This is a genomic window from Massilia forsythiae (assembly GCF_012849555.1).
Classification (GTDB): Bacteria; Pseudomonadota; Gammaproteobacteria; order Burkholderiales; family Burkholderiaceae_D; genus Telluria; species Telluria forsythiae.
The window spans coordinates 1,743,480-1,758,369 of the sequence record NZ_CP051685.1 but is presented as its reverse complement, the minus strand read 5'-3'; the positions used below and the strand labels follow the sequence as shown (position 1 = coordinate 1,758,369).

12 protein-coding genes are annotated in these 14,890 nt (G+C 67.0%); 6 read left to right on the top strand and 6 right to left on the bottom strand.

What is annotated here, in order from left to right; translation table 11 throughout:
- The first annotated feature begins 24 nt into the window (after window positions 1-24).
- Window positions 25-2,094, top strand: a complete 2,070-nt coding sequence (gene prsK / locus HH212_RS07605; RefSeq protein ID WP_169434853.1) for an XrtA/PEP-CTERM system histidine kinase PrsK — start codon at window positions 25-27, stop codon at window positions 2,092-2,094.
- A 38-nt stretch (window positions 2,095-2,132) separates the two neighbouring features.
- Complete coding sequence (gene prsR, locus HH212_RS07600) at window positions 2,133-3,494, top strand: PEP-CTERM-box response regulator transcription factor (protein WP_169434852.1); 1,362 nt, start codon at window positions 2,133-2,135, stop codon at window positions 3,492-3,494.
- Between the two features lie 91 nt (window positions 3,495-3,585).
- Here the strand turns inward: prsR and HH212_RS07595 are convergent, their stop codons facing one another.
- The 4 genes from HH212_RS07595 to HH212_RS07580 form a co-directional block, all read right to left on the bottom strand.
- The gene (locus tag HH212_RS07595) at window positions 3,586-4,560 is read right to left on the bottom strand and encodes a glycosyltransferase family 32 protein (protein ID WP_169434851.1); all 975 of its coding nucleotides are present in this window, start codon (window positions 4,558-4,560) and stop codon (window positions 3,586-3,588) included.
- A gap of 421 nt (window positions 4,561-4,981) precedes the next feature.
- Window positions 4,982-5,833 carry a hydrolase 1, exosortase A system-associated gene (locus HH212_RS07590; protein ID WP_169434850.1) on the bottom strand — a complete coding sequence of 284 codons (852 nt, stop codon included), beginning with the start codon at window positions 5,831-5,833 and terminating at the stop codon, window positions 4,982-4,984.
- Complete coding sequence (locus tag HH212_RS07585; protein ID WP_169434849.1) at window positions 5,823-6,740, bottom strand: hydrolase 2, exosortase A system-associated; 918 nt, start codon at window positions 6,738-6,740, stop codon at window positions 5,823-5,825. Before HH212_RS07585 ends, HH212_RS07590 begins: the two co-directional genes overlap by 11 nt.
- A complete protein-coding gene (locus tag HH212_RS07580) occupies window positions 6,737-6,985 on the bottom strand; it encodes an acyl carrier protein (RefSeq protein ID WP_169434848.1) in 249 nt (82 codons plus the stop codon). Before HH212_RS07580 ends, HH212_RS07585 begins: the two co-directional genes overlap by 4 nt.
- Window positions 6,986-7,246: 261 nt before the next feature.
- Here HH212_RS07580 and HH212_RS07575 point away from each other — a divergent pair, with 261 nt between their 5' ends.
- Both HH212_RS07575 and HH212_RS07570 read left to right on the top strand, forming a co-directional pair.
- Window positions 7,247-8,173 (top strand): hypothetical protein, encoded by a 927-nt coding sequence (locus HH212_RS07575; protein WP_169434847.1) that lies wholly within the window; start codon window positions 7,247-7,249, stop codon window positions 8,171-8,173.
- Window positions 8,174-8,198: 25 nt separating this feature from the next.
- Window positions 8,199-9,659, top strand: coding sequence for an oligosaccharide flippase family protein (locus HH212_RS07570; RefSeq protein ID WP_169434846.1), 1,461 nt, complete (start codon window positions 8,199-8,201; stop codon window positions 9,657-9,659).
- A gap of 51 nt (window positions 9,660-9,710) precedes the next feature.
- Here HH212_RS07570 and HH212_RS07565 read toward each other — a convergent pair whose 3' ends face one another.
- Both HH212_RS07565 and HH212_RS07560 read right to left on the bottom strand, forming a co-directional pair.
- A complete protein-coding gene (locus HH212_RS07565; RefSeq protein WP_169434845.1) occupies window positions 9,711-10,946 on the bottom strand; it encodes a pyridoxal-dependent decarboxylase, exosortase A system-associated in 1,236 nt (411 codons plus the stop codon).
- The gene (locus HH212_RS07560) at window positions 10,943-12,550 is read right to left on the bottom strand and encodes an acyl-CoA ligase (AMP-forming), exosortase A system-associated (RefSeq protein WP_169434844.1); all 1,608 of its coding nucleotides are present in this window, start codon (window positions 12,548-12,550) and stop codon (window positions 10,943-10,945) included. The genes HH212_RS07565 and HH212_RS07560 overlap by 4 nt, the downstream gene beginning before the upstream one ends.
- A 100-nt stretch (window positions 12,551-12,650) precedes the next feature.
- On the opposite strand from HH212_RS07560, the gene HH212_RS07555 reads away from it, so the two are divergent.
- Both HH212_RS07555 and HH212_RS07550 read left to right on the top strand, forming a co-directional pair.
- Window positions 12,651-13,868 (top strand): DegT/DnrJ/EryC1/StrS family aminotransferase, encoded by a 1,218-nt coding sequence (locus HH212_RS07555; RefSeq protein ID WP_169434843.1) that lies wholly within the window; start codon window positions 12,651-12,653, stop codon window positions 13,866-13,868.
- Window positions 13,865-14,890 carry a GNAT family N-acetyltransferase gene (locus HH212_RS07550; protein WP_169434842.1) on the top strand — a complete coding sequence of 342 codons (1,026 nt, stop codon included), beginning with the start codon at window positions 13,865-13,867 and terminating at the stop codon, window positions 14,888-14,890. The genes HH212_RS07555 and HH212_RS07550 overlap by 4 nt, the downstream gene beginning before the upstream one ends.

Below are 14,890 nucleotides of genomic sequence, written 5' to 3'. Positions count from 1 at the left end.
GTTCTTTCACGCCAGTCCAGCTTCGTGATCAATATCGCCGCCACTAGTTACGCGCTGGCCGCCGCCGGCTTCCTGGCGCTCGGACTGCCGGTGCTGTCGGGTTGGCGCGGGCGCGCCCAGCGCGTTCCCCTTTCCCTGGCTTGCCTGACCTCGGCCGCCTGGGCCGCGGCGCTGGCCTGGGAAGCCTCCAGCCATGTCTTGTTGACGCCGCTGGCCGGCTTGTTCGAAGTGGCGCGCGACGGCGCCTGGTCGCTGTTCCTGGTCGCGCTGCTGGGCCACTGGCAGGGCGAGAACGGGCGCCCCCGGCGTTCGCTGGTGGCCGCCGCCAGCGCCTATGCCTGTCTGATGGGCGTGATGCTGGCCTGCCACCTGGCCGGCATGCCGTCGGCCTTCGCCAGCCTGTCGATCCTGTTCGCCTTCGTCGGCATGCCGGTGTACGGCATGCTGCTGGTGGAACAGGTGTACCGCAACAAGACCATCGAGGAACGCTGGGCGATCAAGTTCGCCTGCCTCGGCGTGGGCGCCATCTTCGCCTACGATTTTTATATGTACAGCAACACGATGCTGTTCCGCGAACTGAATCCCGATCTGTGGATCGCGCGCGGCGTCGTGAATGCGGTGACGGTGCCACTGCTGGGCGCGTCGCTGGCACGGCGCGGCGCCTGGAGCACTTCCTTTTCCGTGTCGCGCCGCGTGGTATTCCACTCGGCGGCGCTGTTCGGCTCGGCGGTCTACCTGCTGGCCATGGGCTCGGTCGGCTATTACCTGCGCTACGTCGGCGGGCGCTGGGGCACGGTGCTGCAGACGGCGTTCCTGTTCGGTGCGGTGTGCCTGCTGGGCGTCATCCTGTTTTCCGGTACCGCGCGCTCGTGGCTGAAGGTCACCATCAGCAAGCATTTCTATCGCTACAACTACGACTACCGCGAGGAATGGATGCGCTTTACGCGCACCCTGTCCGAGCGCGGCCCGGGCCTGGGCGAGCGCACCATCCAGGCACTGGCGGTGCTGGTCGAAAGCCCGGGCGGCGTGCTGTGGCAGCGCAGCGAGGGCGGCAAGTTCGAATCGCACGCCCGTTGGCAGGCGCCCGGCGCCGGCGCGGCCGAGCCGCAGCGTTCGCCGTTCTGCCAGTTCCTGGAAAGTACGCAATGGGTGGTCGACCTCGACGAATACGTCGCCAGCCCCGACAAGTACGAGGGCCTGGCCGTGCCCGACTGGCTGCTCGATTACCCGCGCCGCTGGCTGGTGGTGCCGCTGATGCTGCACGAAAAGCTGTTCGGCTTCGTGGTGCTGCAGCGTCCGCGCAGTCCGCTCAAGCTGAACTGGGAAGTGTACGATTTGCTGGAAATCGCCGGCAGCCAGGCGGCCAGCTACCTGGCCCAGGAAGACGCCGCCAACGCGCTGATGGTGGCGCGCCAATTCGAGTCGTTCAACCGCATGTCGACCTTCGTCGTGCACGACCTCAAGAATCTGGTGGCGCAGCTGTCGCTGATGAACGCCAATGCCGAGAAGCACAAGGACAATCCGGAATTCCAGAAAGACATGCTGGAAACCCTGAACCATTCGGTACAGAAGATGAAGCTCTTGCTGCAAAAGCTCAGTCGCACTGAAAACGCCGCCAACCCCTTGCCGCTGGCGATCGACCAGGTGGTGCGCCAGGCCATGGCTCTCAAGAGCGCCTTCGAGCCGCATCCGCAATTGCTGGTCGAGGAGTCCGGCCTGACCGTGGTGGCCGACCGCGAACGCCTGGAGCGCGTGGTCGGCCACCTGATCCAGAACGCGATCGAGGCCACGCCGCGCGACGGCCATGTCATGATACGGGTCGGACGCCGCGCCGGCGCCGCGCTGGAGGACGATGCGGTCGAGATCGAGATCACCGATACCGGCGAGGGCATGACCGAGGAATTCATCCGCGAGCGCCTGTTCAAGCCGTTCGATTCGACCAAGTCGGCCGGCATGGGCATCGGCGTGTTCGAAAGCCGCGAATACATCACCGAGCTGGGCGGCATGCTGGAAGTGGCCAGCCGTCCTGCGCTCGGCACCACCTTCAAGGTCGTGCTGCCGCCGCACCGCGAGGCGGCAGTCGCAGCCACTTGAGACATACCTGAGCGACACCTGAGCGACAGAGGAAACCCGTGACCCAAAGCAAACCGAAACTGCTCATCATCGAAGACGATCCGGGCCTGCAGAAGCAGCTGCGCTGGAGCCTGGATGCCTACGACGTGGTCGTGGCCGGCGACCGCGAGGCGGCGCTGGCGCAAGTGCGCCGCCACGAGCCGGCCGTGTGCACGATGGACCTGGGCCTGCCGCCCGATCCGGACGGCTCGACCGAGGGACTGGCCACGCTGCAGCAGATCCTGGCGCTGGCGCCGGACACGCGCGTGATCGTCCTGACCGGCAACCAGGACCATGCCAACGCCGTCAAGGCGATCGGCATGGGCGCCTACGATTTCCACCAGAAGCCGGTCGACGCCGAAGTGCTGAACCTGGTGATCCAGCGCGCCTTTTACTTGCACGACCTGCAGCAGCAAAACCGCCGCATGCAGCAGTCGCAGGCCGATTCCCCGTTGTCCGGCGTGATCTCGCGCGACCCCGGCATGCTGAAGGTGTGCCGCACCGTGGAAAAAGTCGCGCCGACCTCGGCCTCGGTGATGCTGCTGGGGGAATCCGGCACCGGCAAGGAAGTGCTGGCGCGCGCGGTGCACGCGCTGTCGCCGCGCGCCAAGGAACGCTTCATGGCGATCAATTGCGCGGCGATCCCGGAAAACCTGCTGGAAAGCGAGCTGTTCGGCTACGAGAAGGGCGCCTTTACCGGCGCCGCCAAGCAGACCAAGGGTAAGGTCGAGTTGGCGCACGGCGGCACCTTCTTCCTGGACGAGGTCGGCGACCTGCCGATGGCGCTGCAAGCGAAACTGCTGCGCTTCCTGCAGGAGCGCGTGATCGAACGCATCGGCGGCCATGAAGAGATTCCGGTCGATGTGCGCATCGTCTGCGCGACCCACCAGAAGCTGAAGGAATTGTGCACCCAAGGCCGCTTCCGCGAAGACTTGTATTACCGCCTGTCGGAAATCGTGGTCAACATCCCGCCGATGCGCCTGCGCGAGGGCGATGCGGCGTTGCTGGCGCATCACTTCAAGAATAAATTCTGCGCGCAGGAATCGCGCTCGTCGCTGCACTTCGCCCCGGACGCGCTGGCGGCGATCGAGGCCTATGCCTGGCCGGGCAACGTGCGCGAGATGGAAAACTGCATCAAGCGCGCCGTCATCATGGCGGACGGCAACACCATCGTCGCTGACGATCTCGGCCTGCCCGAGACCGGCGCCGAGGAATCACCGCTGAACCTGCGCCAGGTGCGCGACGAAGCCGAATACAAGGCCATCGTGAAGGCGCTGGCGCGCGTCGACGGCAACATCGTCAAGGCGTCGGAAATGCTGGGCATCAGCCGTCCAACCATGTACGACCTGATGAACCGGCACGCGATCAAGGTTAACGCTTGACCAGGGCCATGAACGAGCAGGCGCGCCGCAGCGCGCCTGGAACCCTCCACAACATGCCTGCCGCTTCCGGCAGGGCACACCAGAACCCGTCTTAGGTCGAACTGCGCGCCAGCTCGGCGCGCACGCGTTCGTCGCGCAGGCGCTCGCGTTCGAGGACCGCCGCCGGTTTTTCGATCGGCGTCAGCTTGGCGTCGGCGCGGCTGCGCAGCAGGCGGTCGTTCAGCCATTGGGCAAAGCCGTACAGGTGGCTCAGCTGGCGCTTGAGCGGGGTCAGGCGGATGATCGAGGCGGTCTGCAGCGAATAGTGGCCCTTGAACACCTTGACGTGGCCCTGGTCGCCGTCGATCACGTTGTATTCGAGGCCGAGCGCGGCGCGCGAATCGACCACGCGGTGCGGATAGCGTTCGCGGATGCGTTCGATCGCCAGCGTGTACGGCACCGGGCCCGTCACGCGCAGGGTGCCGCGCTTGCCGGTCTGGTGCAGGTGCGGGTCGTAGTGGTCGATGTTGAAGAACACTTGTTCCAGCACCGCTTTCAGGAAAGGATGGCCGGGCGAGCACACGATGTGCCATTGCTGGTATTCGCCGCCGTGCAGGTGGCGCAGGTCGAACACCAGTCCCCAGTGCTCGAAGCCGCCATCTTCGCTGTGCCATTTGGACAAAATGAAACAGTCGTCCGGCTTCAGCACCGAATCCAGCGGGCGCAGGGCGCCGCTCTTGATGTCGAGATACACACCGCCGACCTTGTACATCAGCAGGTAGCGGAAAAAGTCGGCGCGCGCGGCGCCGTAGCGCTTGTCGATGCGTTCGTAGTAATCCCACACGAAGGCCGGATAGTTCTGCTTGATGAAGGCTTCGATATCGGCATCGTCGTAGAAACGGTATTCCCAGCCCGGATTCAGCGCCTTCATGCGTTCCACGTTCGCCTTCAGGGGACCCGGCAGGTTCCGGTCATAAAAGGTCTGGTGGATGATGCGCGGGATGGCCGCGCCCTGCTCGAACTCGGGCAGTCGAACCTGCTCAGGCGGGCGGTTCAGGGAAGGAATCAGCAGGGCTTTGATCGACATAGGCTTTAGGGAGAAAACGCTCACGACGGCATCGAATGCAACAATGTTGATGTCAGAGCAATAAATAGAAAAAAATTTTATAATCAGCTTAACATCAAACAAATCCTTGCACGATTGGATGTTAAAGAAAAGATACGAAGAATATTGGCTGATACGCCTGTGTGCGTGACAAAGTGCTCAAGCTTTACGCAAAAACTGTTCTTGTGGCTACATCAGTTGATATTGTGAAACAGACCTTCAATGCGATGAATGAAGGTGTGGCTGACGGGTTGCTGTGCAGGGGCTAGAGAATGGAAGCACTGCGGCAAAGCGGCATCGGGCAGGACGCGTGGACGGGCGACCCGTCCATCCTACGGTCTTTCAATTGGGATATTTCCAAAAATCGGGCTCTGACCCCGGTTTGATGGAAATCAGGGATGGGTTACCAGGAACGCAGCCAGGTGCCGGTCCAGTCGGCGACCTGGTCGCGCCAGGCACGGCGCGAGAAGGTGTGGTCGGCCTGGTCGAGCTGGCGGCGGGTCACGTGCGACGCTGCCAGCAGGCGCTGCCAGGCCGGATCGGCGCCGGCCAGGTCGCAGAATTCGCGGGCGACCAGGTCGGCGCCGCTGAAGATCAGCAGCACCGGGCCGCGGAAGGATTGCATGCCGCTGCGCATGCGTTCGGGAAAGGCGGCAGGTGCAGCGGCGCCGGCGGCCGGCCTGGCGCGTCCGCGCAGGGCGGTGCGGGCCAGGCCGAGCATCGATCTCAGGGACGCGGCAACATCGAAGCGGCCGCGCAGCAGCTTGCGCCAGAAGGCGGGGTCCAGCAGGCGCGCCCGGTAGTAATGCTTGAGGGTGGCGCGCGCCATGCCGTCGTCGCTGCGCACCCAGGGATTGAGCAGCACCACGCCGGCCACGCGCGCATCGGTGGCGGCATACATGGCGATCGCCGAGGCGGCGTCGCACAAACCCCACAGCACCACTTCGCGCAGGCCGGGAACGGCGTTCATGAAGGCATCGATGGCGGCGCGCAAATCGTCGGCGACCGCCTCGAAGTCGCGCGCTTCTCCCTCGCTGTCGCCCATGCCGCGGTAGTCGAAGCGCAGGACGGCGGCGCCGTCGTCGGCCAGGTGGCGCGCCAGCAGCGTGAACTGGCGGTGGCTGCCGGCCCGGTACTGCGGCCCGCCGACCACGACCAGCACGCCGCGCGCGCAGGCCTGCTGCGGCAGGCTGAGGATGCCGTACAGGCGGTCGGTGCCGCAGTCGAAGGCCAGGGCACGGTCGTCAGACGCCATCGTGCTGCTCCGTTTCGCGGCGTTCCATCGCGGCGCAGGTCGCGGCCAGCCAGTCGGCGTTGACGGTGGTTTCGGGCGTGGCCCAGAACGGCGCGCCGGGCAGCGCATGCAGGTGCAGGTCGACGCCGCGTTCGCGCCAGGCCGCGGCAACGCGCGCGGCGCCGGCCGGCAGCGCACCGCCGGCGCCACCGGTCGCAGATGCGCCGCCGGCGGCGCTCACGGCCTCGAACCAATGCACTGGGCAGGACGGCGCCATTGCTTCGAGCGCGGGCAGGCCGTCGAGGGCGGCCGCCAGTTGCGGCGCCAGGTCGTAGCCGGCGATCTCGACCGTTTCCCCGGCGCGCAGCGCCTGGCGCAAGGCATCGGTGCCGCCCTGCGCGGCGCCACTGTCAAGCAATTCGCCGGCCAGGCGCAGGCGTAGGAACTGGGTCAGGTAGGACGTGCCCTTGGTGACCGGCTGCCACAGCAGCATGGAAGTGATAGGGTGCGCGATGGGGTGCGCGACCGGATGCGCCGCGGCGCGCGCATAGTCGAGCGCCAGCAGGGCGCCCAGGCGCAGGCCCCACAGGGTCAAGGGCTGGCCGCAGTGCGCCGCCAGCCAGGCGGCGCCGCGCGCCAGGTCATCCTTCCAGATGTCCCAGCGCGCATCGCCGAAGTCGCCGCTGCTGTCGCCGCAGCCATACAGGTCGATCTGCAGCACGCCGTAGCCTTGCTGCGCCAGCGCACGCGCCTGCAGCGCCGCCATGCGGCGCGAGCGGTTCATTTCCTCGGCAAACGGGTGCACGTACAGCAGCGCGCCGCGGCAGGTGCCGGCGGGCGGGTGGAACAGGCAGAAGCGCCGGCCCGGTGCGCCGTCCAGGAAGAACGGCTCGGCCTGCGCAGCGGGGCGCACCGGCGCGCTGCTCATCCGGCCTGTTTTTCGGCGACGAAGGCGGCCAGGCTGCCCAGCGTGGCGAAGGTGCTGGCGCTGAGGTCGTCGTCGCCGATCTCGATGTCGAAATGCGTCTCGAGCGCGCCGATCAGGGTGACCACCGCCATCGAATCGAGTTCCGGCAGGCTGCCCAGCAAAGGCGAATCCGCCTCCAGGGCGCGGCCGGCCTCGCCCAGGCCCAGCACGTCAATCAGGATCGTTTTTACTTCTTCGAGATACATGGTTCGGTCTTCATGAAAAGGGCACGGTCGGGTCATTATACCTGCGTGCTTTGGCTACGCTGAGCTACTACCAAGGGAACGTTTCTTCAGCGAATGTTTGACAAAATCCCTCGATTTTGACTACAAGAAAGAAACAATGTATTCGTGTGCTGCATCTTGCAGCATATAATAATGAGTTACAGCAAATTGTAGCCAAGCTTGCATCGTTCGATGTGGCGATCGACACAGCGCAACACGGATCGTGATAGGGAGTCATTCAGGATGTCGTTAGTTCACAGGATTAGGTATCGCGCCGAGCGAGACTATTTCCGATGGAAATACAACCGCGTCGCGCGCCGCGTCCTGGCGACGCGTCCGCTCGCGCGCGGCACCCTGCCTTTCATCCTGCTGTCGATGGTGCAGAAGCGCGACGTCGCTCCTTACCTGGTGGCATTGAAGTCGTTCGCCCACTTCGTCAATCCGGCACGCGTCGTGGTCGTCTGCGATCCGTCGATCGACCAGGAAGACCGCGCCATGTTCAAGCGCCACGTGCCGCACATCGAGCTGCGCGACGCGCACGAGTTCACCCACCAGGACATCCCGCGCGGCGGCACCTGGGAACGCCTGTTCGCCATCAGCGGCTACGCCGAAGAAAGCTACGTGATCCAGCTCGACGCCGACACGGTGACCGTGCATGCGATTCCGGAAGTGCTGGATGCGGTGCGCGCCAACGCCGGCTTCGTGATCAGCGAAATGGCGGACGCGCCGGCGCGCACGCTGCAGGCGACCCACGAAAACGCCAAGCAGTGGATGGGCGAGTCGTCTCCCCACATCCAGGCGCTGGCCGAATTCAACATGGTGCATGCGGGTCTGCCGGACACGGCGCGCTACATCCGCGGGTGCTCGGGGTTCACGGGTTTTCCGCGCGGTAGCGGCATGCGCGACACCATGACCGATTATTCGCGCCGCATGACCGCCAAGCTGGGCGAGGGCTGGAAACGCTGGGGTACCGAGCAGGTGACCTCGAACTACCTGATCAGTAACATGCCGGGCACGCGCCCGCTGCCGTTCCCGAAATACGGCACGCCGGACGATGCGACCGCCGACACCGCGTTCTATCACTTCATCGGATCGATGCGCTTCAATAACAATCGTTATGAAATGGCCACGCGCCATGCCCTCGGCCTGATCAACGGCGCCGCGGCGTAACGTTCCACTTTCCTATTCGTCGCACATGGCAGATCTACGTCGCTCGCTGGTCATCAATTTTTTCTCCACCTCCGGTGCGTCGTTCCTGCAATTCATCGTCAGCGTGATCCTGGCGCGCATCCTGACGCCCAGCGAAATCGGTATCTATTCGATGACGGTGGTACTGGTCAACCTGGCGCACGTATTCCGTGATTTCGGCGTCACCTCGTATATCCAGCGCGAAAAGGAACTCACGTCCGACAAGATCCGCTCGGTCAACGGCGTGGCGATCGCCACCTCGTGGCTGATCGCCATCCTGCTGCTGGCGGCCAGTTCGTGGATCGGCGTCTGGTTCAAGGAGCCGAAGCTGGTGCCGGTGATCCGCGTGCTGGGCATCGGCTTCTTCTTCATCCCGTTCGGCGCCATCACCAACGCCCTGCTGGTGCGTAACTTCGAAGCGGAAAAGGAAGCCGTGCTGTACGCGGTCGGCACCTCCAGCTTCTGCATCAGCTGCATCGTGTTCGCCAAGATGGGCCTGGGCAGCATGGCGCTGGCCTACGCCAACCTGGTCAACATCATCGTTTGCGGCCTGGCCTGCATTCCGATGCGTCCGAAGAGCCTGCCGTGGTTGCCGTCGTTCCGCCACTGGCGCGACGTGACCAGCTTCGGCGTCGGCTCGCTGGTCTCGAGCTGCACTGCGTCGATCAACAATGCGATCCCGGACATGTTGCTGGGTAAACTCGGCTCGGCGCGCCACGTCGGCCTGCTCAGCCGCGCCAACTCGACCGTCGGCATCTTCAGCTACATCGCCGGCGCCACCGTCAGCTACGGCGCGGTGTCCTACCTGGCGCAGGCGCACCACCGCGGCGAATCGCTGGTGCCGACGCTGTCGCGCGCCACCTCGCTGCTGACCGGTCTCGGCTGGCCGGCGCTGGCGATGACCGTCGTGCTGGGCAAGCAGATCATCCTGGCCCTGTACGGCCCGACCTGGCTGGCATCGGTGCCGGCGATCGCGCCGCTGGCGCTGGCCGCGGCGGTGTCGATGCTGTTCCACTACATCCCGATGGCGGTCACGGCGATCGGCCGGCCCTACCTGAGCGCGGTGCCGATCCTGATCTCGGCGCTGACCCGCATCGGCTTCGGCGTGCTGCTGTTCGACGGCAGCCTGAGCCGCTTCGCCTGGGCGCTGTGCCTGGCCACCATCGCCACCACCCCGTTCATCAGCATCCAGCAGAAGCGCCACCTGGGCTACGGCACCGGCACCATGCTGCGCGCCATGGTCCCGAGCGCCATCGTGACGGCCGGCACCGCCGCGGCCGGCATCGCCTTCGACTTCCTGCTGCCGTCCTCGCTGCCGCCGCTGGCGCGCCTGCTGATCATGCTGCTGCCGCTGGCCGCCGTCTGGTACGTCATGATCCGCCTGACCAAACACGCGCTGGTGGAAGAAGTGCACCGCCTGGCGGTGTCGTTGCGAGCGCGCGTGCCGTTCCTGCGTCCGAGCGCTTGATCCTTGTGACGGCGCGCCCGCGCCGTCACAAAGATCAGGCTTAAACCTGCTTCAGACCAGCACTTCGGCCGGCGCCGGATGCCCGAGAAAGGCGGTCGGGCTGGCCGACAGCCCGTAGGCACCCGACTGGAACACCACGACCAGGTCGCCGACCTCGGCGCGTACGAGGTCCATGCGCTCGGCCAGCACGTCCAGCGGCGTGCACAGCGGCCCCACCACCGACACGTTTTCCCTGTCCTCGCCGCCCATGCGGTTTCCCACCGCGGCCGGGTAGTTCTTGCGGATCACCTGGCCGAAATTGCCGGACGCCGCCAAATGGTGGTGCAGGCCGCCGTCGGTGACGAGGAACACCTGGCCGCGCGAGACCTTGCGGTCGATGACGCGCGCCACGTACACGCCGGCTTCGCCGACCAGGTAGCGGCCCGATTCCACCGACACCCGCGTGCCGGGCAGGGCAGCGTCGAACCGGCGCAGGCAGTCTGCCAGGTTGTCGCCGATCGGCGCCAGGTCCAGTCTCTGCTCGCCGGCGAAATACGGGATGCCGAAGCCGGCGCCCAGGTACAGGCCGGGGAGCGTTTGCTGCGCTGCGTCGGCCAGGCGCAGCGCCAGCTCGACGCTGCGCGTATGCGATTCGGCGATCGCCTCGGCTTTCAGGCTCTGCGAACCGCTGAAGATGTGCAGCCCCTGCGCCGCCATGCCCAGCGCCTGCAGGCGGCGCAAGCAATCCGGCACGCGTTCGGCGTCGATGCCGAACGGCTTGGCGCCGCCGCCCATGCGCATGCCGGATCCCTTCAGTTCAAAATCCGGGTTGACCCGCACCACCACGCGCGGCGCGATGCCAATCCGGTCGGCGATGCGTGCGGCGCGTTCGATCTCGCCTTCCGACTCGACGTTCAGCGAGACGCCGGCGGCGATCGCCCGGGTCAGTTCGGCGTCGGTCTTGCCCGGTCCGGCGAAGCTGATGTGGGCGGGATTGAAACCGGTGTCGAGCGCGGTGGCGAGTTCGCCGGCGGAAGCGACGTCGAGGCCGTCGACCAGCCCCGCCATGTGCTGCACCAGCGCCGGCATCGGATTGGCCTTGATAGAATAGTGCAGGCGCAAATCCGGCGGCATGCAGGCGCGCACGTGGCGCACGCGCTGCGTCAGCAGCGCGCGGTCGTAGGCATAGAAGGGCGTGCTGCCGACGCGCTGCGCCAGACGCGACAGGGGAATCGTGCCGACTAGGAGTTCGCCGCCGGCGACGGCGAACTGGTCCATGCCGGCGTGGACGGGCTTGGTGGTGCTCATGGTGCGGTGCTCGCGTCGGTGAACAGGGTGAGGAAGGGCAGCGCCAGGCGCTTGCGGTCGATCTTGCCGTTCGGGTTGCGCGGGAAGGGTTCGGCGTGCAGGTCGACGTGGGCCGGCACCATGTAGGCCGGCAGGCGCTGCTGGCAAGCCTTGCGCAGCGCGGCGGCGTCCAGGCTGGAGCCCGTTACCAAGAGCACGATCGCCTGGCCCAGTTCCGGGTGCGGCACGCCGAAGGCGACCGCCTCGTCGACCGCGCCGCTGGCGTACACCGCTTCCTCCAGCTCGGTCGGGCTGACGCGGTAGCCGGACACCTTGATGAGATCGTCGCCGCGGCCGATAAAGTACAGGTAGCCGTCGGCATCGCGGCGCACGGTGTCGCCCGACCACACCGCCATCTCGACCAGCGGCAGCGCCGGGTCCTGCCCCGGCGCCGGCTTGAAGCGTTCCGCGGTCTTAACGGGATCGTTCCAGTAGCCGAGCGCCACCAGGGCGCCGCGGTGCACCAGCTCGCCCGGTTCGTCGGCATCGCACAGGCTGCCGTCGGGGCGCACCACCAGGATCTCGGCGTTCGGGATGGCGCGCCCCATCGAGCCGGGGCGGCGGTCGATCTCGGCCGGCGGCAGGTAAGTCGAGCGGAACGCCTCGGTCAAGCCGTACATCAGGAAAGGCTGGACGCGCGGCAGCGCGCGCCGCAGCGCCGCCAGGGTGGCGCCGGGCAGGGCGCCGCCGGAATTGGTGATATAGCGCAGCGGACAATCGGCCGGCCAGGGCAGGCGCGCCAGCTGGTTCCACAGCGGCGGCACGGCCGCCAGGCCGGTGACGCCGTGTTTTACCACCGCGTCGAGCACGTCGCGCGCGAACAGGTGGTTCAGCAGCACCGCGCTGGCGCCGGCGAGAAACGCGCAGGTCAGCTGGCTCAGGCCATAGTCGAAGCTGAGCGGCAGCACCGCCAGCAGGCGGTCGGATGGCGCCAGTTCGAGGTAGCTGGCCACGCTGCGCGCGCCGGCCACCATGTTGCGGTGCGACAGCACCACGCCCTTCGGCTTGCCGGTGCTACCCGAGGTGTACAGGATGGCGGAGACGTCGGTGTCGATGCGCCGGTGCGGCGGCAGGCTCATGTCGGCGGCGGCCAGCGCCGCGTCCCAGGCCAGCAGCGCCGGTGCCGGCGCCGGTGCCGGCACGAGCGATGCGGCCGCATCGGCATCCGCCTGGCCGGTCGCCAGCACCAGGCGCAGGCCGGGACAGTGCGCCAGCTGCGGCGCCAGTTGCTTCAAGCGCTCGGGCGAGGTGACCAGCACGCGCACGTCGCAGTCGGCCAGGATGTGCGCCACCTGCTCCGGCTTCAACAGTGGATTGACCGGCACGAACACGCCGCCGGCCAGCGATGCGCCGAACAGGGCGGCCACGTTCTCCACGCGTTTTTCCAGGTACACCGCGACCCGTTCGCCGCGCCCCAGGCCGGCGCCCAGCAGCGCCTGCGCCGCGCGCCGCACCAGGTCCGCCAGCGCGGCATAGTCGAAGCGGGCCGCGCCATGGACGAGGGCCGGCGCCGCCGGCGCGCGCTGCGCCGAACTGAAGATGAAATCGTGGATCAGGTCGCTCATCGGAAGGCTGTGCCGAACGTCATGCTCGGGAAAAACAAAGCGCAATGTTACCATTCCGCTTTATTCCGTACGACAGCCAGCAGGAAGCCCCACCCGAACGATGTCCAACACGCCCGTATCGCCTATCTTGCCGGTGACGCAGTCCGGTCCACGCGTGCCGCTGGTGCCGCCGCTGTCGGGCGCTTCCTTGCGCCATGGCGGCGCGGTGGACCGCCATCCGCCCTCCGTGCTGGACGCGGCCCACGTGCGCCTGGTGACCAGCGGACGTATCGCAATTGGTCTGGCGCTGCGCGAACTCGGCGTGCGCGAAGGCGACAGCGTGCTGTTGCCGGCCTACCACAGCCTGTCGATGGTGCCGCCGGTGCTGTGGCGCGGGGCCACGCCGCGCTTCTACCGCGTCGACGCGCAGGCGCGCATCGATCTGGTTGATGTGGCGGCGCTGTGCGACCCCAGCGTCAAGGTACTGGTGGCCACCCATTACTTCGGCTTCCCGCAAGACGTGAGCGCGTTGCGCGCCTTTTGCGATGCGCGCGGGATCACCCTGGTCGAGGATTGCGCGCATGCGTTTTTCGGGGAATCCGCCGGCAAGCCGCTCGGCAGCCACGGCGACTACGCCATCGCCAGCAGCATGAAGTTCTTCCCGATGTACGAGGGCGGCGCGCTGGTGTCGAACCGGCATGCGCTGGATGGGGTGGCGCTGCGCTCGGCCGGTAAAGGCTTCGAGGCCAAGGCGGTGCTGGCGACGCTCGAATACAGTTTCCGCTACGGCCGCCTGGCGCCGATCCAGGCGTTATTGGCGTTGCCGATGCGCGCCAAGGATGCCGTCTGGCGCCGCATCAAGGCCGCGCGTCCGGCCACTGCCGCGACGGCGCTGGCGCCCGGCTCGTCCGACAGCGACGCCAGCTTCGATACGCGCTGGCTCGATAAACGCTCGTCGCTGTTCGCGCGCCAGCTGCTGAAACGGGTTTCTCACGCGCGCATCGTCGCGCTGCGCCGCCGCCACTACCTGCGCCTGCAGGAAGCGCTGGCCGGCCAGCCCGGTTGCCGCCCGCTGTTCGAGCGCTTGCCGGACGGCGTCTGCCCGTGGCTGTTCCCGTTGCTGGTCGATGATGCCGACGCCGTGTTCGAGCGGATTAAAGCGCTCGGCGTGCCTGTGGTGCGCTTCGCCGAAACGCTATGGCCGGGCGTGGACGCGGCGCGCTGTCCGCACAGCGCCTACCTGTCGCGCCACGTGCTGGCCTTTCCCTGCCACCAGGAGTTGCGCGAGTCCGAATTCGCGTGGATGTGCAGCCACATCGTCAAGGCGCTGGCCGCATGAAGTGGACCCTGCTGCCGGCCGCCGACAATCTCGAAGCCCAAGCGGCGCGCTGGAATGCGCTGCGCGCGCTGGGTCCGGCGGCGCCAGTGCTCGACCCGCTCTTCATCGGCGCGCTGCTGGAAACGTTCGGCGCCGGCGACGAGCTGCTGGCGCTGTGCGAGCAGGACGGCGCGCTGCTGGCCGCGGCCGTGCTGGTGCCGCAGGGCCGCGCGCGCTGGGCCACCTTCCAGCCGGCGCAGGCGCCGGTCGGTGCGTGGGTCCAGCAAACCGGCCTCGATACGGGCGCGCTGCTGGACGGCCTGGCGCGCGCGCTGCCAGGTCTGGCGCTGCTGGTGGGGCTGACCCAATGCGACCCGTTCCTGCTGCCGCGCCCGCCGGATGCGGACAAGCAGGCCGGCGCCGACTACATCGATACCGCGCGCATCAGCGTCGAAGGCAGCTTCGACGCCTGGTGGGAAGGGCGCGGCAAGAACCTCAAAAGCAACCTGAAGAAGCAGCGCAATCGCCTGGCCGGCGCCGGCACCGCCACGCGCATGGAAGTCTGGCGCGATGCCGGACGGATGGCGCAGGCGGTGGCGGACTACGGGCGCCTGGAAAGCACCGGCTGGAAGGGCCGCGCCGGCACCGCGGTGGCTGCAAACAACGAACAGGGCGAATTCTACCGGCGCATGCTGGAAGCCTTTTGCGGCGCGGGACGCGGCAGCGTGTATCGCTACTATTTCGGCGACGAGCTGGTGGCGATGGACCTGTGCATCGAGGAAGGCGACTGCATCGTGATCCTCAAGACGGCCTACGACGAGACCGTGCCGAAACAGTATTCGCCGGCCTTTTTGATGCGTGAGGAAGCCTGCCGCCAGCTGTTCGAAGGCGGTGCCATCCGCCGCATCGAATTCTACGGGCGGGTGATGGAATGGCACACGCGCTGGACCGACGAGGTACGCACCATGTACCACCTGAACCATTATCGCTGGACGCTGCTGGGGCGCCTGCACGCGTGGCGCCGGCGCCGCGCCGGCCCTTGA

Excerpts from the sequence above, each read along its gene's own strand:
- HH212_RS07595 (WP_169434851.1), bottom strand. The coding sequence starts at position 4,560 with ATGTCGATCAAAGCCCTGCTGATTCCTTCCCTGAACCGCCCGCCTGAG.
- HH212_RS07590 (WP_169434850.1), bottom strand. The coding sequence starts at position 5,833 with ATGGCGTCTGACGACCGTGCCCTGGCCTTCGACTGCGGCACCGACCGC.
- HH212_RS07585 (WP_169434849.1), bottom strand. The coding sequence starts at position 6,740 with ATGAGCAGCGCGCCGGTGCGCCCCGCTGCGCAGGCCGAGCCGTTCTTC.
- HH212_RS07580 (WP_169434848.1), bottom strand. The coding sequence starts at position 6,985 with ATGTATCTCGAAGAAGTAAAAACGATCCTGATTGACGTGCTGGGCCTG.
- HH212_RS07575 (WP_169434847.1), top strand. The coding sequence starts at position 7,247 with ATGTCGTTAGTTCACAGGATTAGGTATCGCGCCGAGCGAGACTATTTC.
- HH212_RS07570 (WP_169434846.1), top strand. The coding sequence starts at position 8,199 with ATGGCAGATCTACGTCGCTCGCTGGTCATCAATTTTTTCTCCACCTCC.
- HH212_RS07565 (WP_169434845.1), bottom strand. The coding sequence starts at position 10,946 with ATGAGCACCACCAAGCCCGTCCACGCCGGCATGGACCAGTTCGCCGTC.
- HH212_RS07560 (WP_169434844.1), bottom strand. The coding sequence starts at position 12,550 with ATGAGCGACCTGATCCACGATTTCATCTTCAGTTCGGCGCAGCGCGCG.
- HH212_RS07555 (WP_169434843.1), top strand. The coding sequence starts at position 12,651 with ATGTCCAACACGCCCGTATCGCCTATCTTGCCGGTGACGCAGTCCGGT.
- HH212_RS07550 (WP_169434842.1), top strand. The coding sequence starts at position 13,865 with ATGAAGTGGACCCTGCTGCCGGCCGCCGACAATCTCGAAGCCCAAGCG.